25 protein-coding genes are annotated in these 22,678 nt (G+C 62.7%); 20 read left to right on the top strand and 5 right to left on the bottom strand.

All coding sequences use genetic code 11. The annotated features are described in order from the left end of the window. Positions 1-115: 115 nt before the first annotated feature. The 19 genes from rplO to CBW24_RS13475 all read left to right on the top strand — a co-directional run bounded on the left by rplO (position 116) and on the right by CBW24_RS13475 (position 16,607). Positions 116-589, top strand: a complete 474-nt coding sequence (gene rplO / locus CBW24_RS13565; protein ID WP_097373890.1) for a 50S ribosomal protein L15 — start codon at positions 116-118, stop codon at positions 587-589. A gap of 102 nt (positions 590-691) precedes the next feature. Next, on the top strand, positions 692-2,050 hold the full coding sequence (secY, locus tag CBW24_RS13560; protein ID WP_088664674.1) for a preprotein translocase subunit SecY: 1,359 nt from the start codon (positions 692-694) through the stop codon (positions 2,048-2,050). Beyond that, the gene (locus CBW24_RS13555; RefSeq protein WP_088664673.1) at positions 2,047-2,688 is read left to right on the top strand and encodes an adenylate kinase; all 642 of its coding nucleotides are present in this window, start codon (positions 2,047-2,049) and stop codon (positions 2,686-2,688) included. The genes secY and CBW24_RS13555 overlap by 4 nt, the downstream gene beginning before the upstream one ends. Positions 2,689-2,899: 211 nt before the next feature. After that, entirely contained in the window at positions 2,900-3,268 is a 369-nt protein-coding gene (gene rpsM / locus CBW24_RS13550; protein ID WP_088664672.1) for a 30S ribosomal protein S13, read from the top strand. A gap of 15 nt (positions 3,269-3,283) precedes the next feature. After that, the gene (gene rpsK / locus CBW24_RS13545; protein WP_088664671.1) at positions 3,284-3,673 is read left to right on the top strand and encodes a 30S ribosomal protein S11; all 390 of its coding nucleotides are present in this window, start codon (positions 3,284-3,286) and stop codon (positions 3,671-3,673) included. Between the two features lie 112 nt (positions 3,674-3,785). Then, positions 3,786-4,802, top strand: a complete 1,017-nt coding sequence (locus CBW24_RS13540) for a DNA-directed RNA polymerase subunit alpha (RefSeq protein WP_088664670.1) — start codon at positions 3,786-3,788, stop codon at positions 4,800-4,802. 121 nt (positions 4,803-4,923) lie between these two features. Next, on the top strand, positions 4,924-5,343 hold the full coding sequence (rplQ, locus tag CBW24_RS13535) for a 50S ribosomal protein L17 (protein ID WP_088664669.1): 420 nt from the start codon (positions 4,924-4,926) through the stop codon (positions 5,341-5,343). Between the two features lie 207 nt (positions 5,344-5,550). Continuing rightward, positions 5,551-6,162 (top strand): autoinducer binding domain-containing protein, encoded by a 612-nt coding sequence (locus CBW24_RS13530; RefSeq protein WP_088664668.1) that lies wholly within the window; start codon positions 5,551-5,553, stop codon positions 6,160-6,162. A gap of 62 nt (positions 6,163-6,224) precedes the next feature. Then, entirely contained in the window at positions 6,225-6,812 is a 588-nt protein-coding gene (locus tag CBW24_RS13525) for an acyl-homoserine-lactone synthase (protein WP_088664667.1), read from the top strand. A 107-nt stretch (positions 6,813-6,919) separates the two neighbouring features. Beyond that, the gene (locus CBW24_RS13520; protein ID WP_097373889.1) at positions 6,920-8,254 is read left to right on the top strand and encodes a replication-associated recombination protein A; all 1,335 of its coding nucleotides are present in this window, start codon (positions 6,920-6,922) and stop codon (positions 8,252-8,254) included. Positions 8,255-8,348: 94 nt separating this feature from the next. Continuing rightward, on the top strand, positions 8,349-8,726 hold the full coding sequence (crcB, locus tag CBW24_RS13515; protein ID WP_097373888.1) for a fluoride efflux transporter CrcB: 378 nt from the start codon (positions 8,349-8,351) through the stop codon (positions 8,724-8,726). Beyond that, on the top strand, positions 8,723-9,772 hold the full coding sequence (locus tag CBW24_RS13510) for an RluA family pseudouridine synthase (protein ID WP_097373887.1): 1,050 nt from the start codon (positions 8,723-8,725) through the stop codon (positions 9,770-9,772). The genes crcB and CBW24_RS13510 overlap by 4 nt, the downstream gene beginning before the upstream one ends. After that, positions 9,763-10,470 carry an HAD-IA family hydrolase gene (locus CBW24_RS13505; RefSeq protein WP_097373886.1) on the top strand — a complete coding sequence of 236 codons (708 nt, stop codon included), beginning with the start codon at positions 9,763-9,765 and terminating at the stop codon, positions 10,468-10,470. Before CBW24_RS13510 ends, CBW24_RS13505 begins: the two co-directional genes overlap by 10 nt. Further along, entirely contained in the window at positions 10,467-11,192 is a 726-nt protein-coding gene (locus CBW24_RS13500) for an ATP12 family chaperone protein (protein WP_097373885.1), read from the top strand. Before CBW24_RS13505 ends, CBW24_RS13500 begins: the two co-directional genes overlap by 4 nt. A 382-nt stretch (positions 11,193-11,574) precedes the next feature. Continuing rightward, complete coding sequence (locus CBW24_RS13495) at positions 11,575-12,591, top strand: amino acid ABC transporter substrate-binding protein (protein WP_088664661.1); 1,017 nt, start codon at positions 11,575-11,577, stop codon at positions 12,589-12,591. A 141-nt stretch (positions 12,592-12,732) separates the two neighbouring features. Beyond that, a complete protein-coding gene (locus CBW24_RS13490) occupies positions 12,733-13,989 on the top strand; it encodes an amino acid ABC transporter permease (protein ID WP_088664660.1) in 1,257 nt (418 codons plus the stop codon). A gap of 1 nt (position 13,990) precedes the next feature. Then, a complete protein-coding gene (locus CBW24_RS13485; protein ID WP_088664659.1) occupies positions 13,991-15,295 on the top strand; it encodes an amino acid ABC transporter permease in 1,305 nt (434 codons plus the stop codon). Between the two features lie 19 nt (positions 15,296-15,314). Continuing rightward, positions 15,315-16,109, top strand: coding sequence for an amino acid ABC transporter ATP-binding protein (locus CBW24_RS13480; RefSeq protein WP_088664699.1), 795 nt, complete (start codon positions 15,315-15,317; stop codon positions 16,107-16,109). Between the two features lie 27 nt (positions 16,110-16,136). Beyond that, a complete protein-coding gene (locus CBW24_RS13475) occupies positions 16,137-16,607 on the top strand; it encodes a hypothetical protein (RefSeq protein WP_157773232.1) in 471 nt (156 codons plus the stop codon). A 21-nt stretch (positions 16,608-16,628) separates the two neighbouring features. Here CBW24_RS13475 and CBW24_RS13470 read toward each other — a convergent pair whose 3' ends face one another. Beyond that, entirely contained in the window at positions 16,629-17,129 is a 501-nt protein-coding gene (locus CBW24_RS13470; RefSeq protein WP_097373884.1) for a SixA phosphatase family protein, read from the bottom strand. Positions 17,130-17,133: 4 nt separating this feature from the next. After that, a complete protein-coding gene (gene argB / locus CBW24_RS13465) occupies positions 17,134-18,006 on the bottom strand; it encodes an acetylglutamate kinase (RefSeq protein WP_097373883.1) in 873 nt (290 codons plus the stop codon). 131 nt (positions 18,007-18,137) lie between these two features. Between argB and CBW24_RS13460 the strand changes: the two genes are divergently transcribed. Beyond that, complete coding sequence (locus CBW24_RS13460) at positions 18,138-18,881, top strand: SDR family NAD(P)-dependent oxidoreductase (protein WP_088664655.1); 744 nt, start codon at positions 18,138-18,140, stop codon at positions 18,879-18,881. Positions 18,882-18,926: 45 nt separating this feature from the next. Here the strand turns inward: CBW24_RS13460 and yihA are convergent, their stop codons facing one another. The 3 genes from yihA to ttcA form a co-directional block, all read right to left on the bottom strand. Continuing rightward, the gene (gene yihA / locus CBW24_RS13455) at positions 18,927-19,583 is read right to left on the bottom strand and encodes a ribosome biogenesis GTP-binding protein YihA/YsxC (protein ID WP_088664654.1); all 657 of its coding nucleotides are present in this window, start codon (positions 19,581-19,583) and stop codon (positions 18,927-18,929) included. A gap of 10 nt (positions 19,584-19,593) precedes the next feature. Beyond that, positions 19,594-21,432 (bottom strand): membrane protein insertase YidC, encoded by a 1,839-nt coding sequence (gene yidC, locus CBW24_RS13450; RefSeq protein ID WP_097373882.1) that lies wholly within the window; start codon positions 21,430-21,432, stop codon positions 19,594-19,596. Positions 21,433-21,676: 244 nt separating this feature from the next. Then, complete coding sequence (gene ttcA / locus CBW24_RS13445) at positions 21,677-22,630, bottom strand: tRNA 2-thiocytidine(32) synthetase TtcA (RefSeq protein ID WP_232529813.1); 954 nt, start codon at positions 22,628-22,630, stop codon at positions 21,677-21,679. Positions 22,631-22,678: the final 48 nt, after the last annotated feature.

Genomic DNA, 22,678 nt, shown 5'->3' with positions numbered 1-22,678 from the left:
CGCGCGCGGCAGCTATACGCCCGCAGTGGCCTTAGGCCCGATTCACGAAAATCATCAAACGCCGTGGTTGTCCCATACGTCGCTCGGGGGGCACATCCGGCAAGGAGAAGCGACAATGAAACTTCATGAACTCCGTCCCGCTGACGGCTCCACCCACAGCAAAAAGCGCGTTGGCCGTGGTCCCGGCTCCGGCAAGGGTAAAACCGCCGGTCGTGGTATCAAGGGTCAGAAATCCCGCTCGGGTGTGGCGCTGAACGGCTACGAGGGTGGCCAGATGCCGCTCTACCAGCGTCTGCCGAAGCGCGGCTTCAACAAGCCGAACCGCAAGAAATTCGCGGTGGTGAACCTCGGCCTGCTGCAGAAATTCATCGACGCCAAGAAGATCGACACCTCCGCCGCCATCACCGAAGATGCGCTGGTCGCAAGCGGTCTGGTCCGTCGTAAACTGGACGGCGTGCGCGTTCTGGCAAAGGGCGATTTCTCGGCCAAGGTCGAGCTGAACGTCACCGGCGCCTCCAAGCAGGCGGTTGAGCTGATCGAGAAAGCTGGCGGTTCTGTGACCCTGCCCAGCACGGCGGCTGCCGAATAAGTGGTTGTGGGCGGCGTCCTCGCCGCTTACATCACTTCATGTTTTTCCGCGCCGCCGACCGGGAAACGGTCCGGCGGCGCCGTCATGTAAGAGAGACCGCGAATGGCATCCGCAGCAGAGCAAATGGCGGCGAACATGAGCTGGGGCGCGCTTGGCAAGGCCACTGAGCTCCGCCAGCGCATCTTCTTCACCCTGGGTCTTCTGATCGTCTACCGACTGGGCACCTATATTCCCGTGCCGGGTATCGACGGCGGTGCCCTCCGCGACTTCATGGAGCAAGCCTCCGCAGGGATCGGCGGCATTCTGTCGATGTTCACCGGCGGCGCGCTTGGCCGGATGGGTATCTTTGCCCTCGGCATCATGCCCTACATCTCCGCCTCAATCATCGTGCAGCTTCTGACGGCGCTTGTGCCGCAGCTAGAGCAGCTGAAGAAAGAGGGCGAGCAGGGCCGCAAGAAAATCAACCAATACACCCGCTGGGGCACTGTCCTCATCGCCACGTTCCAGGCCTACGGGCTTGCCGTGTCGCTGGAAGCGGGCGATCTGGTCACCGATCCGGGCTGGTTCTTCCGTGCCGCGACCGTCATCACGCTGGTGGGTGGCACCATGTTCCTGATGTGGCTGGGCGAGCAGATCACCGCGCGCGGTGTCGGCAACGGCATTTCGCTGATCATCTTCGTTGGCATTATCGCTGAAATCCCTGCCGCGCTGGCCCAGTTCCTGAGCCAAGGCCGGTCGGGCGCGATCAGCCCTGTGATCATCGTGGGCGTGATCGTGATGGTGATCGCGACCATTGCCTTTGTCGTGTTCATGGAGCGCGCGCTGCGCAAGATCCATATCCAGTATCCGCGCCGTCAGGTGGGGATGAAGGTGTTCGATGGCGGCTCCAGCCACCTGCCGATCAAAGTGAACCCGGCGGGCGTGATCCCGGCAATCTTTGCCTCGTCCCTGCTGCTGCTGCCCACGACCATCTCGACCTTCTCGGGTGCCGATTCCGGCCCGGTCATGTCGACGATCCTTGCCTATTTCGGGCCGGGTCAGCCGCTCTATCTGCTGTTCTTCACGGCGATGATCGTGTTCTTCACCTACTTCTATACGTTCAACGTCGCCTTCAAGCCCGACGACGTCGCCGACAACCTCAAGAACCAGAACGGCTTCATCCCCGGTATCCGTCCGGGCAAGAAGACCGAGGACTACCTGTCCTATGTGGTGACGCGGGTTCTGGTGCTCGGCTCCGGCTATCTGGCGCTCGTGGCGCTGCTGCCCGAGATCCTGCGCGCGCAGCTGGCCATTCCGTTCTATTTCGGCGGCACCTCGGTCCTGATCGTTGTGTCGGTTACCATGGACACCATTCAGCAGATCCAGTCGCACCTGCTGGCGCATCAGTACGAAGGTCTGATCGAAAAATCTCAACTTCGCGGTAAGAAGCGGGGCGGACGTAAAGGGACAGCACGCAGATGAACATTATCCTTCTTGGGCCCCCCGGAGCAGGCAAAGGCACACAAGCCCGCACGCTCGTGGAGGAGAGGGGCATGATCCAGCTTTCGACCGGCGACATGCTGCGCGAAGCCAAGGACAGTGGCACCGAGATGGGCAAACGCGTCGCCGACGTGATGGCCCGCGGGGAACTGGTCACCGACGAGATCGTCATCGGCCTGATCCGCGAGAAGCTGGAAGGCGAAAACGGCGGCGGGTTCATTTTTGACGGGTTCCCCCGGACGCTGGCACAGGCCGATGCGCTGGACGCGCTGATGGCTGAAACCGGTCAGACGCTGGACGCTGTGATCGAACTGTCGGTCGAAGATGATGCACTGGTTGCTCGGATCACCGGGCGCTCCACCTGCGCGAATTGCGGCGAGGTCTACCACGACGTGACCAAGCCCATTCCCGCGGATGGCAAGTGCACCAATTGCGGCGGCACCGAGTTCAAGCGCCGGGCGGACGACAATGAAGACGCTCTGAAGAACCGGTTGATGGAATACTACAAGAAGACCTCGCCGCTGCTGGGCTTCTACTATGCCAAGGACATGCTGAAACGTGTCGATGGGCTGGCCCCGATGGCCGAGGTGAAAGCCTCCATCGCGGCGATCCTGGACTGATCAGCCAGTTCTTGACAAAGCGGGTAGGGCGGGGTTGACCGCTGCGCGGAAAGCGCATAGGCAACGCTCTCTCTCATGAGAATCGCGGTTTTCGGGCCCTTCGGGGCCCGTCCGATTCGCAGAGATCATCGGCCCGAGGGCGTTACGCTTTCGGGCTTCTGTTGTGAAAAAAGGTTCCGGTGCTACGGAACCGCAACCGAAGGAAGACACCTTGGCACGTATCGCTGGCGTCAACATTCCGACGGGCAAACGGGTTCCGATTGCCCTCACGTATATCCACGGTATCGGCGACGATTCCGCACGCAGCATCTGCGAAGCGGTTGGCATCGACCTGACCCGCCGTGTGAACGAACTTTCCGACGCCGAAGTGCTCGCTGTGCGTGAGCATATCGACGCCAACTTTACCGTCGAAGGCGACCTGCGCCGTGAAGTGCAGATGAACGTCAAGCGTCTGATGGACCTCGGCTGCTACCGCGGTCTGCGTCATCGTCGCAACCTGCCCGTGCGCGGTCAGCGCACCCATACCAACGCCCGCACCCGTAAAGGTCCTGCGAAGGCGATTGCTGGTAAGAAGAAGTAAGGGGAGGATCGACAGATGGCTCGCGAAAAGACCCGCACAAAGAAGAAAGAGCGTAAGAACATCGCCGCTGGCGTGGCGCATGTGAACAGCTCGTTCAACAACACCAAGATCCTGATCTCCGACGTTCAGGGCAACGCCATTTCGTGGTCCTCCGCCGGGACCATGGGCTTCAAAGGGTCGCGGAAATCCACGCCCTATGCTGCTCAGATGGCTGCCGAGGACGCGGGCAAGAAAGCCCAGGAACATGGCGTCAAGACCCTCGAAGTCGAGGTTCAGGGCCCCGGTTCTGGCCGTGAGAGCGCCCTGCGCGCTCTGGCCGCGGCTGGCTTCAACATCACGTCTATCCGTGATGTGACGCCGATCGCGCACAATGGCTGCCGCCCGCCGAAGCGTCGCCGCGTCTGATCTTTACGGGACGCGCGGGTCATGGCCCGCGCGGTTTCCTTACGTCATTTGAACCTCGGGCGTTCCCGACCACCGGACCATGGGCCGGGAACAGGTATGGAGGCGACAAAACATGATCCACAAGAACTGGCAGGAACTGATCAAGCCCACGCAGCTGGACGTCAAGCCGGGCAATGACCCTGCGCGTCAGGCGACCGTGGTTGCTGAACCGCTGGAGCGGGGCTTCGGTCTGACGCTGGGCAACGCGCTGCGTCGGGTTCTCCTGTCGTCGCTGCAAGGCGCGGCGATCACCTCTGTGCATATCGACAACGTGCTGCACGAGTTCTCCTCCGTTGCCGGTGTCCGCGAGGACGTGACCGACATCGTGCTGAACCTCAAAGGCGTCTCCATCCGCATGGATGTGGACGGGCCCAAGCGGGTTTCGATCTCGGTCAAAGGGCCGAGCGTCGTGACCGCAGGCGACATTGCCGAGACCGCAGGCATCGAGATCCTGAACAAGGATCACGTCATCTGCCACCTCGACGATGGTGCCGACCTCTATGTCGAGCTGACGGTGAACACCGGCAAAGGCTATGTGGCCGCCGACAAAAACCGCCCGGAAGACGCGCCCATCGGTCTGATCCCGATCGACGCGATCTATTCGCCGGTCAAGAAGGTGTCCTATGACGTGCAGCCGACCCGTGAAGGTCAGGTGCTCGACTATGACAAGCTGACGCTGAAAATCGAAACCGATGGCTCGCTCACTCCTGACGACGCTGTCGCCTTCGCCGCCCGGATACTGCAGGACCAGCTGTCGATCTTCGTCAACTTCGACGAACCCGAAAGCGCCCAGCGTCAGGACGAGGACGACGGGCTCGAGTTCAACCCGCTTCTGCTGAAGAAGGTGGACGAACTGGAACTGTCCGTGCGTTCGGCAAACTGCCTGAAGAACGACAACATCGTCTACATCGGCGACCTGATCCAGAAAACCGAAGCCGAGATGCTCCGCACCCCGAACTTCGGCCGCAAGTCGCTGAACGAGATCAAGGAAGTGTTGTCCGGCATGGGGCTGCACCTCGGCATGGATGTCGAGGAATGGCCGCCGGAAAACATCGAAGATCTGGCTAAGAAATTCGAAGACCAGTTCTGAGAATTCAGTCGGGGGGCGGCGGTGCTGTCCCCCGATCCAAGACCGGGCACATGCCCCAAGGAGAGCGGCTGACACGCATCGGCCGCCGGACAAAGCAAAACCACGCTACTGGAGTTAGAAAATGCGTCACGCACGAGGCTATCGCCGCCTTAACCGCACCCACGAACACCGCAAGGCGCTGTTCGCCAACATGGCCGGCTCGCTGATCGAGCACGAGCAGATCAAGACGACCCTGCCCAAGGCCAAAGAACTGCGCCCGATCATCGAAAAGCTGATCACCCTTGGCAAACGTGGCGATCTGCACGCCCGCCGTCAGGCCGGTGCCCGTCTTAAGCAAGACGCCTATGTGGCGAAACTGTTCGACGTTCTGGGCCCCCGCTACGCCGAGCGTCAGGGCGGCTATGTCCGTATCCTGAAAGCGGGCTTCCGCTATGGTGATATGGCGCCGATGGCGATCATCGAGTTCGTCGACCGCGACGTTGACGCGAAAGGCGCAGGCGACCGTGCCCGCGTCGAAGCAGAAGACGCAGCAGAGGCATAAGCCCCACGCGCATCTGCCGCTGAGTTGCGACAGAAGTTAATTCCGTTACGGAAAGCCCCGCCCTCGGCGGGGCTTTTTTGTTGATCTGCGGACGGTATTTCGCGTTCACTTTCGTCAGCGACAGGTTGAGCCACGGCAGACCAATGAATTTCCCTTCCCGCACTTTGAAGTTGACGAACCTTCGGGGCGCTAGTGTAGAAGTTGTCCATGCTTGATAAGTCTGGAATCGAAGCTCAGCTGGCGCAGCTCGCCGAATTATCCCCCAAAGGGTATTTCGTCGGTTTGCATATTCGCTTTGCCGCGCCGCTCTATACGTTCCAGACATACGATCAGGCATGGATCAATCATTACACCGCGCAGGCCTATGCTATGCGCGACCCGATGATTGCCTGGGGGTTCTCTATGGAAGGGGCGACCCGCTGGAGCGAGCTAGAGATACCGGATCCATTCGGGATCATGGATGAGGCCGCGAAGTTCGGCCTGCGTTTCGGCGCGTCCGTGTCCTGTGGTCCGATCTCGTCACGCACCATCGCGGGAATCGCACGCGCGGATCGGGAATACGAGGAGGACGAGATCGCGACTGCCATCGCCATCATACGCCGTCTTCACGATATTACCGAACCACCGGACTCGTTAACCCAGGCGCAAATTGATGCTCTGCGGTTAATAGCGGCAGGGGATCGACACGCTGCCGCAGCCGCAAAACTCAACATCTCGGAAAGCGCGCTCAAGGCCCGTCTCACGGCGGCCCGACAGAGGCTCTTAGCCCGGACTACAGCCGAGGCGCTTCAACGCGCCAAGGAATACCGACTGCTCTGAGTGCCGTTCTCCTGCTCTTGCAGAGCTTGTGTTTACCAACCAAGCAAGCAGGAGAAAGTCCAATGCAAACCACTACTCTGTCCTTCGCGAATTTCCACGCGCATGGCGAACTGTTCGCCAATCTGCTCCGCGCCCGCCACCAGTCCTTCATCGTGCAAAACCGGTGGGATCTGCCCGAAGCGGACGGCATGGAATACGACCAGTATGATACGCCTGCCAGCCGTTGGATCGCGGTGCATGAAGGGGGCGAGATCTACGCGGGCATCCGCTTGACGCCCACCACGACGCGTTGCGGGATCTACACCTACATGATCCGGGACGCGCAGCGCGGGCTGCTCGACTCGATCCCGTCGGATCTGCTCTATGCCGAAGCGCCGATCGCGGAAACCGTGTGGGAAAGCAGCCGGGTCTTCGTATCCCACGCAACGCCCATGCAACTGCGGCGCCGGGTCCACGCGCATCTCATCACCGAAATGACGCAAGCCGCGCGTCTGCTGGGGGCCAGCCGCGTTCTGGGGCTGATCCCGGCCAACTGGCCGCGGTGGGCTGCGCGCTGTGGGCTCGACATGTCTGCGGCAGGCCGGGTGATGGATATCGGTGGCATCGACAACCAGTGCATTTCCATCAACCTCGCCGCGAAGATGAACTGATCGTTCCTCCCCTGCGACGGGGTTCTCACCCGCGTCGTCATTGGCCGGATCCTGTCCTCGGGGTCCGGCCTCTTTCCGACAGGCGGCGGGCGCATTAGATAGCGCTCATGGCTGATCTGTTCGACACGTCCCCACCCGATGGCACCTCCACCGCGCCCCGCGCGCCGCAGGGGCAGGGGCCGCGTCCTTTGGCCGACCGTTTGCGCCCGGCGGCGTTGGCCGAGGTGATTGGGCAGACGCATATCCTTGGGCCCGATGGGCCACTGACCGCGATGATCGCAGGCGGCACCTTGTCCTCGCTGGTGTTCTGGGGGCCGCCAGGGGTGGGTAAGACCACGATTGCGCGGCTTTTGGCCTCCGAAACCGATCTGCATTTCGTGCAGATTTCGGCAATTTTCACCGGCGTGGCCGACCTTAAGAAAGTCTTTGAGGCCGCCAAGATCCGGCACCGCAACGGGCGCGGCACGCTGTTGTTCGTCGATGAGATCCACCGCTTCAACAAGGCGCAGCAGGACGGGTTTCTGCCGCATATGGAAGACGGGTCCATCGTGCTGGTCGGCGCGACCACCGAAAACCCGTCATTTGAATTGAACGCCGCGTTGCTGTCGCGATCACAGGTTCTGGTGTTGGAGCGGCTGGAGCCGCGCGATCTTGAGCTGTTGATCCAGCGGGCGGAGAAGGAACTGGGCCATGCCCTGCCGCTTGACGGTCCGGCACGAGAGGCGCTGATCGGTATGGCAGACGGGGACGGGCGGGCCTTGCTGAACCTTGTCGAGCAGGTCGCAGGCTGGGATCCCGCGCAGCGCATCGACACCGCAACCCTGACCACGCGCCTGACCCGACGCGCGGCGCAATACGACAAAAGCGGTGACCAGCATTATAATCTGATCTCCGCGCTGCACAAATCCGTTCGCGGGTCCGATCCCGATGCCGCGCTCTACTGGCTGGCCCGGATGCTGAAGGGCGGCGAAGATCCCCGTTACCTTGCCCGGCGCATCACCCGTATGGCGGTCGAGGATATCGGCCTTGCCGATCCACAGGCGCAGGCGCTTTGCCTGCAAAGCTGGGAAACCTATGAGCGGCTTGGCAGCCCGGAGGGGGAGTTGGCACTGGCGCAGGCTGTCGTTTATCTTGCGCTCGCCCCGAAATCGAACGCCGCCTATACCGCCTATAAGGCCGCGATGAAGGAAGCAGCGCGCACCGGGTCCGAGCCGCCGCCGAAGCATATCCTCAACGCACCGACCGGGTTGATGAAAGAGCAGGGCTACGGCGCGGGCTACGATTACGATCACGATGCCGAGGATGGGTTTTCCGGTCAGAATTATTTTCCGGACGGGATGAAGCGTCCGGTGCTCTACACTCCCGTTGATCGCGGCTTTGAGCGCGAGTTGAAAAAGCGTCAGGACTGGTTCGTGAAGCTGCGCGCAAAACGTCAGCCCTGACAGGCCAGTCGGTGCGCGCGCTCATCGGCCCGTGCCGCAGCGCACTGGCCAATCGAACATTGACAAACCCCGGCGCAGGCGGGATGGAGCGCGGATGATGATCACCGCATTGCAAGTTGCCCTTGGCGGCGCCATTGGCGCCACGCTCCGCTATCTGGCGGGGGTCGCCGTGCTGCGCGTGACAGGGCCGGGTTTCCCGCTGGGCGTGCTGGGCGTCAATATCGTCGGCTCGTTCCTGATGGGCGCGCTGGTGGTCTATCTGGGTCAACGCGGCCTGACCCACCTCAACCCGCTGCTGGCCACCGGTCTGTTGGGCGGGTTCACCACATTCTCCTCCTTTTCGCTGGAGGCCTATACGCTGTTCGAGCGGGGGCAGGCGGGGCAGGCGGTGCTCTATGTGGCCTTGTCGGTGGGGGTGTCGCTGCTGGCGCTTGTCGCCGGTGTGTTTTCCATGCGCGGAGCCTTGGCATGACTGCTGTTCAGACCCTGACAATCGGCGCGGATGACGCCAATCAACGGCTTGACCGCTGGTTTCGCCGGATGTTCCCGCAGGTGGGGCAAGGCCGTATCGAAAAGATGTGCCGCAAGGGCGAGATCCGTGTCGACGGGGGCCGCGTGAAGGCGAACACCCGGCTGGAAGAGGGCCAGCAGGTGCGCGTGCCGCCGCTGCCCGACACGCCCGCTCCCGCGCCGCGTCCCAGCACCCGCGTCAGTGATGCGGATGCGGAGATGATCCAAGCGACAGTGCTTTACCGCGACGACCATATCCTTGCGATCAACAAACCTGCGGGCTTGCCGACGCAGGGTGGCTCGAAGCAGTTGAAACATGTCGACGGGCTGGCCGAGGCGCTGCGCTTTGGGCTCGAGGATAAACCCCGGCTTGTCCACCGGCTCGATAAGGACACATCGGGCGTTCTGCTGCTGGCGCGGACCCGTGCCGTGGCAGGGGCGCTGACCGAAGCGTTCCGCGCCAAGACCACGCGTAAAATCTACTGGGCCGCGCTTGCCGGTGTGCCGCAGCCGCGTCAGGGCACTGTGCGCTACGGTCTGGTGAAGGCTCCGGGTCACGGCGCGCGGGGCGAGGCCGAAAAGATGCTGTGCATCCATCCCCGGCAGGTCGATGAAACCCCGGACGCAAAGCGTGCCACCACCGATTACTGGGTGCTGTCGGCGGCGGCGACGCGGCTGAGCTGGGCCGCGCTGGTGCCGATCACGGGGCGCACCCATCAGCTGCGTGCGCATATGGCCGAACTGGGGCATCCGATCATCGGTGATGGCAAATATGGCGGCTCGGGGCAGGAAAACATGGGCGATGGCTGGGGCGCCGGTCTGGGCGGCGGTCTGTCGAAAAAGCTGCACCTGCATGCCCGGTCGATCAGCCTGCCGCATCCCGTGACGGGCAAGCGGATCGAGATCACCGCGCCCCTGCCGGAACACATGGACCGCACTTGGGAAATGATGGGCTGGGACGCGCGCGACGTGCCTGCCGACCCCTTTGCCGAGGACGCATGGGACTGACCGGCTGTGCAGACCCACGCCCGCTGCGGCTGGTGATCTTTGATGTCGACGGCACGCTGGTGGACAGTCAGGCACATATCCTAGCAGCGATGGACGCGGCATTCGCCCGGCTGAACCTGCCAGCCCCTGCGCCGCACGCGACCTTGGCGACCGTGGGGCTATCGGTGCCGGAGGCGATCTTGCAACTGGTTCCGGGGCACGACGCGTCGGTGCGCGAGGCACTCGCCAGCCATTACAAGGCCAGCTTCGGTGCCATCCGGGCCGAAACCGGGCGCGGTATCTCTCCGCTCTATCCCGGCACGCGGGACTTGCTCGACGCCTTGCATGCCCGCGACGATCTGGTGACCGGCATCGCGACGGGCAAATCCATGCGTGGTCTCACCTATCTGCTGGAAGAGCAGGGGCTGGCGGGTTTCGTCACCCGGCAATGCGCGGATCATCACCCCTCAAAGCCGCATCCTTCGATGGTGCTGGCTGCGCTGGCGGAAACCGGCGTCGCGGCGCGCGATGCGGTGATGGTGGGCGATACTGAATATGACATGGCGATGGCGGTTGCGGCAGGAGTGACCGCGATCGGCGTTGGATGGGGCTATCACCCGGCGGAGCGTCTGCATGCCGCCGGTGCGCGCGAGGTGCTGGACAGCTTCGCCGATCTGCCCGCCGCGCTGGACCGCCTGTGGCAAGAGGTGACGACATGACCGAATGGAAGCGCAAACGGTTCTGGACCGACGTGACAGTGGACAAGGCCGAGGGCATCGCCGGTTGGCGGGTGCTGCTGGACGGGCGCCGCCTGCGCACGCCTGCAAAGGCCGAATTGATCCTGCCGACCCGCGCAATGGCAGAGGCAACCGCCACTGAATGGCGCGCGCAGACCGATGAGATCGACCCCGATCAGATGCCTGTCACCCGCGCTGCAAACTCCGCCTTGGATAAGGTCACGCCGCAGCGGGACGACGTGGTTGCGATGCTGGCCGAATATGGCGAAAGCGATCTGCTATGCTACCGCGCCGACGCGCCGCAGGAGCTTGCCACACGGCAGGCCGAGGCGTGGGATCCGCTGCTGGACTGGGCGCGTGCGGCGCTCGGCGCTGACCTGACCGTCACCACAGGGATCATGCCCCAACCGCAACCCGACGCCGCCCGCGCCGCGCTTTATGCGGCAATCGATACGCAGACCGCCCACGAGATCACCGCGCTGCACGATCTGGTGGCGTTGTCGGGCTCTTTGGTCATCGGTCTTGCGGCCCAACAGGGCGTGCTGCCGGCGGAGGAGTTGTGGCGCCGGTCCCGTATCGATGAGACGTGGCAGGAAGAGCATTGGGGCGTCGATGAGGATGCTGCAGCCTTTGCAGTGCGCAAACGCGGTGATTTTCTCAACGCATTCGATTTTTACCGGCTTTGCGTCGAAACAGGCGCCTGACATTTGAGAACAGCTTTAATTTAGGGGTTTGGCGCGGGCTTACCGCGGCTGCCCATCGCGTGTGACGCGCGCCGAAACCCCTTCTGACACGGCAGATTGCATCCGGTTTCAGCCGGGTCCGTTTCGCCGTGACTGGTCGAGATAAAGCGCTGCCGCACTGCGGCGGGTCGCTTCTACACATTCAAGATTGCGGAATAAGCAATTGCTTGACCATTGGTCATTCTCTTATCGCGCCCTTGACGTCCATTTGTGAATTTGCCCAAACTCATGGCACTGGAGGGGGGCGGTGCCTCTCGACACAGTATAGCCCCGGCCCGCCAAACGGGCCAGAGAAGCCGCCCGCCGAAACCGGACCGGAGCGGAATATCAGGAAGAGGTAAATATGAAAAAATCCGTATTCTTCGGTGCGCTGACCGTAAGCGGCCTTGCCGCTGGCGCGGCAGCTGCTGCCACACTTGATGATGTGAAGGCGCGCGGCACCCTGAACTGCGGCGTCACCACCGGTCTGGTCGGCTTTGCCGCGCCGGACGCCAATGGCGAATGGGAAGGTTTCGACGTCGGCCTGTGCCGCGCTGTCGCCGCCGCCGTTCTGGGCGATCCGACCGCAATCGAATTCGTCCCCACCACCGGCAAGACCCGTTTCACCGCGCTCGCCTCCGGCGAGATCGACATGCTGGCCCGGAACACCACCTGGACCTTCTCGCGCGATAACGACCTGAAGTTCGAATTCACTGGCGTGAACTACTACGACGGTCAGGGCTTCCTCGTGCCGAAGGCGCTGGGTGTGACCTCCGCCAAGGAACTGGACGGCGCGACCGTCTGCATCCAGACCGGCACCACCACCGAGCTCAACCTCGCGGACTATTTCCGCAAGAACTCGATGGATTACGAGCCGGTTCCGATCGAGACCAACGCCGAAGCGCAGCAGCAGTATCTGGCTGGTGCCTGTGACGTCTACACCACCGACGCATCCGGCCTTGCCGCGACCCGCGCCACCTTCGAGACCCCGGGCGATCACGTGATCCTGCCCGAGATCATCTCCAAGGAGCCGCTCGGTCCGCTCGTGCGCCACGGCGACAACGAGTGGGGCGACATCGTGCGCTGGACCCTCAATGCGCTGATCGCAGCCGAAGAGCTGGGCATCACCTCCGCCAATGTCGAGGACCTGTCCGCCGGCACCGAGAACCCGGAAGTGAACCGCCTGCTCGGCACCGAAGGCAACCTTGGCGAGATGATCGGCCTCGACGCCGACTGGGCCAAGAACGCCATCGTTGCCGTCGGCAACTACGGTGAGCTGTTCGAGAAGAACATCGGCGAATCCACCCCGATCGGTCTGGCCCGTGGCCTGAACGCTCAGTGGACCGACGGTGGCCTGCTCTACTCCCCGCCGTTCCGTTAAGATCTGATGGGAAAGGGCGCGGCCACGGTCGCGCCCTTTTCACTTCGACCGCACGACATAAGAACCAGAAACAACAAACCGGGCCGATAGGGTGGATCAACCACCGCAAGGGAAGCTCGGGGAACCCCAGGGAACCTACCCATGACGACTGTGCCTGACACGCCTCAGGAGTCCTTTCGTCTGAGTATGCTGATATACGACACCCGCTACCGCTCGATGACGATTCAGATCATCGCGCTGATCGGGTTTCTGCTGCTCGTCGGATGGCTGATCAACAACACGCTCTATAACCTTGCGACGCTGGGCAAGCCGATTGACTTCGGATTCCTGAGCGATCCCGCCGGCTATGACATCAACCAGCGCCTGATCGAATATAATAGCCAGTCGAGCCATTGGCGCGCCGCGGTCGTGGGTCTGCTCAATACGCTGCTTGTCGCCGTGCTGGGCTGTGTGACCGCCACTGTCGTCGGGGTTGTCGTGGGGGTGCTGCGCCTGTCGCCGAACTGGCTCGTCGCGCGCATCATGGCAATCTATGTGGAAATGTTCCGCAACGTGCCCGTGCTGCTGTGGATCGTGTTTACGATGGCGATCCTGATCGAGACCTTGCCGGCGCCGTCCGCGTTCCGCGGCGATGATGCCACCTCGACCATGAAGCTGTTTGACAGCGTTGCGTTCACCAATCGCGGGTTCTACATCCCCGAGCCGCTGTTTTCACGGGGGCTGGGCGATATTTCCATCGGCGGAGCATTTGAGATCAGCCTCGATCTGATCGCGATCCTCGTCGTCCTGTTCATCAGCATCATCGCGGCCCGCCGGGTGTCGCGCCGTGCCGATGCGGTGCAGGAGAAAACCGGCGTGCGCCCGCGCACATGGCCGCAGCGGCTTGCCATCTTCGTGGTGCCGATGGTCGTTTTGCTGGTCGTGCTGGGGTTCTACCTTGGTATGCCTGAGCTGAAGGGCTTCAACTTCGGCGGGGGCATCCATCTGCGGAACTCGCTCATTGCCCTGTGGCTGGCGCTGTCGCTCTACACCGCCGCATTCATCGCAGAGATCGTGCGCGCCGGTATCCTTGCCATCTCCAAAGGCCAGACCGAAGCTGCCGCCGCGCTTGGCATCAAGCCGCGCCGAATCATGAGTCTCGTCATCTTGCCGCAGGCGCTCCGCGTCATCATCCCGCCGCTGATTTCGCAGTATCTGAACCTGACCAAGAACTCCTCGCTCGCGATTGCCGTGGGCTACATGGACCTGACCGGCACGCTGATGGGGATCACCCTCAACCAGACCGGACGGGAACTGGAGACCGTGCTGATGGGGATGCTCGTCTATCTGACGATCTCGCTCGTCATCTCGGTGGTGATGAACTGGTACAACGAATCCGTGAAGCTGAAGGAGAGGTGACATGAGCGATACACATGCCGAAACCGTCGCCTTTGTCCGCGACACCATGCTGGAACAAAAAGCCCCTCCGGTTACGCTTGTCGGACCGATCGGCTGGGCCCGGACCAACCTGTTCTCGGGGCCGTTCAACACAATCGTCTCGGTGATATCCATCGTGTTCGTGGCGTGGATTCTGTCCTTGATCCTGCCGTGGATATTCTCGCCCACATGGAACGCGACCTCGTTGACGGAATGCCGCGAGATCGTCGGGGGCGCTCATGGTGGTGCCTGCTGGGGTGTGATTCGCGAACGCTGGCTACAGTTGATGTTCGGGTTCTATCCGCCGGAACTTTACTGGCGTCCGATCCTGACCTTCGTGCTGCTGCTGGTGGCGCTGGCCCCGGTGCTGTTCACCGGCATGCCCAAGAAGCTACTGTGGTTCTCCGCCGCGTTCCCGTTCCTTGGCGTATGGCTCCTGTGGGGCGGCACGATCTGGACACCTCTGTCGGTTGCCTTCGGCTTCGTGCTTGGTTTCCTCGTGATCCGCTTCGCGTCCAAGCTGACCGGCCCGCTGATCGGGATGATCCTTGGCGTCGTCGCGGCGCTGCTGTGGTGGAGCGTGCTGGCAATTCCTGTCGGGCAGGATCTGGGACAGTTGATCCCGATCGGTCTGCGCTCCGTGACCAGCCGGGAATTCGGTGGCTTCATGCTGTCGATCACCATCGGGGTTACCGCTATTGGCGTCTCGCTGCCTTTGGGCATCGTGCTGGCGCTGGGGCGGCAATCGGACCTGTTCATCGTGAAATCACTTTGCGTCGGTTTCATCGAGTTCATCCGTGGCGTTCCGCTGATCACCCTGCTGTTCGTGGCCTCCACGCTGCTGAATATCTTCCTGCCGCCCGGCACCACATTCGACATCATCCTGCGGGTGATGATCATGGTGACGCTGTTTGCGGCGGCCTACATGGCCGAAGTGGTGCGCGGCGGTCTCGCGGCGCTGCCCAAGGGACAGTATGAGGCGGCAGATGCGCTTGGGCTCGATTATTGGAAGGCACAGCGGCTGATCATCATGCCGCAGGCGCTCAAGATCTCGATCCCCGGCATCGTCTCGACCTTCATCGGGGTGTTCAAGGACACCACGCTGGTCTCAATCATCGGACTTCTCGACCCGCTGGGTCTGTCCACTGCCATTCGCGCGGACGCAGCCTGGAACGGCATTGTATGGGAAATCTACGGCTTCATCGCCCTGATGTTCTTCGTCTTCTGCTTCTCCATGTCCCGCTATTCCATGTTCCTGGAGCGTAAGCTTCAGACCGGCCATCACTAAGGAGGCCCGATAAATGTCCATGACAGACCTTGCCATCGAAACCCGTGAGATCGACCGCAGCAAAATGCAGGTCAGCGACGAGGTCGCGATCGATATCCGCAACATGAACAAGTGGTATGGCACCTTCCATGTGCTGCGCGATATCGACCTGACCGTTTATCGCGGCGAACGGATCGTCATTGCCGGGCCTTCGGGCTCCGGCAAGTCGACCCTGATCCGCTGCATCAACCGTCTGGAGGAACATCAGGCGGGCCAGATCGTCGTCGACGGGACCGAACTGACCTCGGACCTGAAAAACATCGACAAGATCCGCTCCGAGGTCGGGATGTGCTTTCAGCACTTCAACCTGTTCCCGCATCTGACAATCCTTGAGAACTGCACGCTGGCGCCGATCTGGGTCCGTAAGGTTCCCAAGAAGGAAGCCGTGGAAACGGCAATGCATTTCCTCGAAAAGGTAAAGATCCCCGATCAGGCCAATAAGTATCCCGGCCAGTTGTCGGGTGGTCAGCAACAGCGGGTCGCCATTGCGCGGTCGCTGTGCATGCGGCCCCGCATCATGTTGTTTGATGAGCCGACCTCCGCCCTCGATCCCGAGATGATCAAAGAGGTGCTCGACACTATGATCGAACTCGCGGAGGAGGGCATGACCATGCTCTGCGTAACCCACGAAATGGGCTTTGCCCGTCAGGTGGCGAACCGCGTGATTTTCATGGATCAGGGCCAGATCGTTGAACAAAACGAGCCGGAAGAGTTCTTCAATAACCCCAAGAGCGAACGGACCAAGCTGTTCCTGAGCCAGATCCTGGGGCACTGATATGGGGCGGTCATGCAGCTTCTCGGAGTGAGATTCTGCCTGGTCGCGGACCCAGAGCAGGCCGAGTCGGTGGCGGATGCGCTGACCGGGCTCGGCCTCAGCAACCTGATCGACGCCGGCGTGGGGCCCTTCGCCGGCGCGATTTTTTCCGCGAGCGATGACAGCTGGGCCGAATTCTGGCCCTCCCAGCCCGGCATGACCGAAGGCGTGGTGCTGCAATTCGTGGTCGACGATGCCGACGCGTTCGCCGCGCGCGCCCTGCGACAGGGGATGAGCGTGGAGGGGCCGGTGACGGTCTATGGCGAACGGATCTATTTTACCGTGCTGCCAGGCGGCTTGGCCGCGTCGTTTCATTCCCGCGTGGCGCAGCGCCTCACCGTAAGGGGGGCGGGGCACGATACCAGCGGTGCGGATGACAGCGAAACGATGGTAGAGGACGATCTGGAAGAGGCGATGCGCGGTCCTGAGACCCGGCGCAAGACGCGGGGCCGCTGTTAGCTCAGCTTTGGGCTATGGCTCTCAGGCGTCGCGTAGATCGGCCGGAGTGACGAAGCCCAGTACAGTTCCCGTCCCGGGGCGCAGCGCGGACCAGTGATCCACGGGAAATTCAGCAACGAGCGTGGAGCAGGTGGGGTAGCTGTGAAACCGGGGGTGATCCGGCGCGCGTGCCAGCAGCAGTTCCGCGAAATCGGCGATACCGGGGTTATGGCCCACCATCATCACCACCCCGTCCGGGGCTTGCCGCAACTCGGTCAGCATCCGTCCGGCAGAGGCGAGGTAAAGCGCGCGGCGCAGATCCACCGCACCGGGCAGATCGGTCATCGCCGCACGGGTCTGCTGCGCCCGCGTTGCGGTGGAGCACAGCGTCACGTCAGGCATATACCCCTGCGCGGTGAGCCACGCCGCCACGCGCGGCGCGTCCCGGCGACCACGGTCATTGAGTTGCCGATCATGATCGGTCAGATCCTCTTCGCCCCAATCGGATTTGGCGTGGCGGGTAAGGATCAGACGGCAGGTCATGGGATTACAGATCCTGCCGCCGGATGAGCGAGCCTGCGCCGTGCTCGGTAAAGAGCTCCAGCAGGCAGGCATTGGGTGCGCGCCCGTCGAGGATGACGACGGCGCGGACGCCCCCCCGGATCGCGGCCAACGCGGTTTCGGTTTTCGGGATCATGCCACCTGCAATGACGCCGCTTGCAGTCAGTTCGCTGACCTGCTCCGGCGTCAGCTGGGTGACGACATCGCCGCTGGCATCCTTCACACCGGCGACATCGGTCAACAGCAACAGGCGGTCGGCCTTCAGTGCCGCGGCGATGGCCCCGGCAGCCGTGTCGCCATTGATGTTATATGTCTCGCCATTGCGGCCGGTGCCGATAGGGGCGACGACGGGGATCATGCCATTGCCGTGCAATTGGCGGATCACGTCCGGTGTCACCTCGACCGGGTCGCCGACAAAGCCAAGTTCGGGCTTCGCCGGGTCGCAGACGATCATGTTGGCGTCTTTGCCGGACAGGCCGATGGCGCGGCCCCCCTGATCGTTGATCGCCTGCACGATGCGCTTGTTGACGCGGCCAGACAGCACCATTTCGACCACTTCGACAGTCGCTTCGTCGGTGACGCGCTTACCGTTGACGAAGGTCGATTCGATGCCGAGACGGTCCAGCATCTGATTGATCATCGGGCCGCCGCCATGGACGATCACCGGGTTCACGCCGACCTGCTGCATCAGCACGATGTCGCGGGCGAAGCTTTCCATCTCGGAATCGTCACCCATCGCGTGGCCACCGAACTTGATGACCACCGTCGCGCCAGTGTAGCGCTGAAGGTAGGGCAGGGCCTGGGACAGGGTGCGGGCGGTGGCGATCCAGTCGCTTTGCATGGCGTTTTGCGTCTTCATCGGCTGTTCCTCTTCGGTGACCCCATAAGGGCTTGCCAAGTCGCTGCCAAGACCGGATTGCTGGAGCGAAGCCCGCGCGTCCCGCGTCAGCCACACCCTTTCACCCGATATGTTCCGAGGGAGCCCGTGCCATGAGCACCGACGAGACACGCCAGAAAACCATGCTGCTGACCGGCGCAAGCCGCGGCATCGGTCACGCGACGGTCAAGAAATTCTCTGCCGAAGGCTGGCGGGTGCTCACCTGCTCGCGCCATGCCTTTGACGCGCGCTGCCCGTGGCCGGGCGGGGAGGAGAACCATGTTCAGATCGACCTGTCGGACCCAAACGACACCATTGCGGCCATCGGACGTGTGCGGGACATGCTGGACGGACGGCTAGATGCGCTGGTCAACAATGCGGGCATATCGCCCAAGGCCGAAGACGGCGGACGGCTCAATACCATCGACACCGATCTGCGGACATGGGGACAGGTGTTCCATGTGAATTTCTTTGCCTCCGTGGTGTTGGCGCGGGGGCTGAAGGAGGAACTCGCGGCGGCCAAGGGCGCGATCGTCAATGTGACCTCCATCGCGGGTAGCCGCGTCCATCCTTTCGCAGGTGCAGCCTATGCCACGTCGAAGGCCGCGCTCGCCGCGTTGACGCGGGAGATGGCGCATGACTACGGTCCGCTGGGTGTGCGGGTGAACGCGATTGCGCCGGGGGAGGTGCAGACCTCCATCCTGAGCCCCGGCACGGAGAAGATCGTCGACGGTCTGCCCCTGCGCCGCCTCGGGCAGCCCGGAGAGATCGCGGACGTGATCCATTTCCTGTGCTCAGATGCATCGAGCTACGTCACCGGCACGGAGATCGAGGTGAACGCGGGCCAGCATGTGTAAGGGGGCCGACACAGCCTCGGGCAGCCCCGTCCACGCCTGCTGCCGTCAGTCCAGACCGGCGATGATGGCGCGGAGCGTGGCGATGCCGTCGCCTTTCTCGGACGAGGTCACGACCATTTCGGGATAGGCTGCCGGGTGGCGTTGCAGCTTGGCGCGGACCTGATCGAGGATCACGGCGCGGTCCTTTTCCTTGACCTTGTCGGCCTTGGTCATGACCACCTGAAACGGCACGGCGGATTTGTCGAGCAGGCTCAGGATCTCGTCATCGACGGATTTGATCCCGTGGCGGCTGTCGATCAGCACAAAGGCGCGGCGCAGGGTTTGACGCCCTGACAGGTAACTTTTCAGCAGGCCCTGCCATTTCGCCACGACCGCGACCGGCGCCTTGGCAAAGCCATAGCCGGGCAGGTCGACGAGGTAGAGTTCGGGCCCTTGGGTGAAATAGTTGATTTCCTGCGTGCGCCCCGGTGTGTTCGAGGCGCGCGCGATGCCGCGGGTGCCGGTCAGCGCGTTGATCAGGCTGCTTTTGCCCACATTGGAGCGCCCGGCAAAACAGATCTCGATCCGGTCGGCAGGCGGCAGGCCGTCCATGCCCACGACGCCTTTGACGAATTCGGTCTGTCCCGCGAACAGCAGCCGCCCGCGTTCCAGCGCCTGCGGTTCAGGCTCCGGTGCGGGCGGGAAGGGGAGAGTGCCGCTCACTGCGCCGCCCTCACTCTGCTTCGGTCTTTTTGCGACGGAAGGTCCGGGTGATGTTGCCGAACACGTCCGGCTTATACCCTTGGCTCCGCATGATGGTATATTGCTGGATGAACGTAATGGTGTTGTTCGTGATCCAGTAAAGCACCAGCCCGCTGGCGAACCGGCCCAGCATGAACATGAACACCCAAGGCATCCACGCAAAGATCATGGCCTGCGTCTTGTCCGCCGGGGCGGGGTTCAGCTTCTGCTGGAGGAACATCGAGATGCCCAGCAGGATCGGCAGCACGCCCAGCGACAGGATCGCAAGGAAGCTGTCAGGCCCCGGAGGTGCGTAGGGCAGCAGGCCGAACAGGTTCAGGATCGAGGTGGGATCGGGCGCGGACAGATCGCGCAGCCAGCCGATCCACGGCGCGTGCCGCAATTCGATCGTGACGAAGATCACCTTATACAGCGAGAAGAAGATCGGGATCTGCAGCAGGATCGGCAGACAGCCCGCAGCGGGGTTCACCTTCTTGTCGCGGTAAAGCTTCATCATTTCCTGTTGAAGCTTCTGCCGGTCGTCGCCCGCGCGTTCCTTGAGCTTCTCCATCTCGGGCTGAAGCTCTTTCATCTTGGCCATCGAGACGTAGGATTTGTAGGCTAGCGGGAACAACAGCGCCTTGATGCAGAAGGTCAGGGCGATGATCGACCAGCCCATGTTGCCCAGCACACCGTTGAGCCAATGCAGCACGGCAAAGATCGGCTTGGTTAGGAAGAAGAACATCCCCCAGTCGATGCTGTCGAGGAACCCCGGAATGCCAGCTTCCTCATAGGCCTTGATGGTTTCCCATTCCTTGGCCCCCGCAAACAGTAGCGAGGTGTTCGAAACGGTCTGACCCGGTGCGATTTCGGCGGTCGGATAGATCAGCTGCGTCTGGTAGATGTTCGGACCCGGCTGGTAGAGCGTGACCTGCTTGGTCACCTCGCCTGCGGTGGGGATCAGCGTCGTCATCCAGTATTTGTCGGTAAAGCCGATCCAGCCTTCCTGCACGTCCTCCAGCACGGTGCCGGGGGCGCCGAGAGTGGGGTTCACGTCGCTTTCGGCAAGCCTGTCGTATTCTTCTTCGGTCAGGCTGCCATCGGCCATGCCGACGACGCCCTCGTGCAGGATGAAGAAATTCGCCAGATCAGGCAGGCCGTGACGCGCGATGATGCCATAGGGCGCGGCGCGCAGGGTCTGATCGGTGGGGTTTTCGACGCTTTGATCGATGCTGAACATGTAGTTTTCATCGACCGAAATGCTGCGGCGGAAGACCAAGCCCGTTGGGCTTTCCCATTCCAGCACGATCGGCGTGTCGGTGGTCAGCGTGCTGCCTTCGGCCACGGTCCATTCCGTATCGGTGCCGGGCACGTCGCCGGCCTCAAGACCGGCACCGGGCGCCCAGCCATGCAGCGCGTAATAGGGACTCTGGCTGCCGACGGGGGCAAGCAGGCGCACAATCTCGCTCTCGGGGTCGAGCGTCTCATGGTAGCTTTTCAGCGACAGATCATCGATGCGCCCACCAATCAGCGAGATGGAGCCTTGGAGATCGGGCGTGTCGATGGAGACGCGCGGCGCATCGGCCACCGCGTCAACCTCGCCGGTCGGCGCGCCGCCGACCGTCTGGGCGGCACCGGGGGTCGCGGCAGTGGTGCCATCAGCGGCACCGGGCACGGCTGCGACGCCACCGTCGGGGGCGGTCTGCTCGACCTGCGCCGGCGCGTTCGGGTCCTCGGGAGCCGGCGGCGGTGCAAAGAACACCGTCCAGCCCAGGATCACGAGGAAGCTGAGCGCAGTCGCGAGGATGAGATTCTTGTTCTGATCGTCCATCAGAAAGGGTCCGCCTGCCTTTGAAAAACTTGGGGTGGTTCAACATTTGCGCGGCCCGAAGGTCAAGCAGAAACCCCCGATGGGCCCGGCCTGTGACACCGCGCACCCATCGCAGGAGGGATGCGCGAATGCGGGGCTCGTTCCAATGCGCGACCGCCATCCGGGGTGGTCTATGCCGACCCGTGCCGAGGCAGGGGCAGCTAACGTCTTATTCCCGCTCCACTAAGAGCGACTGCGGCGGTGCCTAGCGCAGTTGCGGCGGCGCGACGTCGATCTGTTCGCCGCTATCGTTCTGGTCGCGTCGCGTCAGTCCGGCGAAATCGAACAGTTTGGGGTCAAGCAGATGTGAGGGGCGGGCATTCATCAACGCGCGGAACATTACCTGCCGCCGACCCGGCGCGTTGGTTTCCCATTGATCGAGGATTTGCTTCACCTGCTGACGTTGCAGCCCGTCCTGACTGCCGCACAGATCGCAGGGGATGATGGGGTAGTTCATCGCGCGGGCGAATTTCTCGCAGTCGACCTCCGCCACATGGGCGAGGGGGCGATACACGAACAGATCGCCTTCTTCGTTCAGCAGCTTGGGCGGCATCGTCGCCAGCCGCCCGCCGTGGAACAGGTTCATGAAAAACGTCTCAAGGATGTCGTCGCGGTGGTGGCCCAGAACAACGGCGGAGCAGCCCTCCTCCCGCGCCACGCGATAGAGGTTGCCGCGCCGCAACCGCGAGCACAACGCGCAGAAGGTCCGGCCCTGCGGGATCTTGTCCACGACGATGGAATAGGTGTCCTGATATTCGACCCGGTGGGGCACGCCCATCTTTTGCAGGAATTCGGGAAGCACAGTTGCGGGGAAGCCCGGCTGCCCCTGATCGAGATTACAGGCCAGCAGATCGACGGGCAGCAGGCCGCGCCATTGCAATTCGTGCAGCACCGCCAGCAGGGTGTAGCTGTCCTTGCCGCCCGACAGGCAGACGAGCCAGCGCGCGCCGCGTTCTACCATGCCGTATTGCTCGATCGCCTCCCGAGTCTGGCGGACGATGCGTTTGCGCAGCTTGCGGAATTCGGTGCTTTGCGGGGCGCCGTGGAACAGGGGGTGGATGTCGTCCTGCGCGTCGGCTGCGACCTGATCGACGGCGGCCTCGATCTCCTCGTCGGGGACCGGGGTGGCGCTGGGGGAGGTCTGCGGATCGGAAAGCATGGACGGGCCTCACATTGCGGGCGGGCCGCGCGGGCCCTTGTTGGGACG

The sequence above is a fragment of the Pacificitalea manganoxidans genome (assembly GCF_002504165.1).
Taxonomy (GTDB): domain Bacteria; phylum Pseudomonadota; class Alphaproteobacteria; order Rhodobacterales; family Rhodobacteraceae; genus Pacificitalea; species Pacificitalea manganoxidans.
The sequence above is the reverse complement of the archived record's forward strand: the minus strand, read 5'-3'. Positions and strand labels throughout refer to the sequence as shown.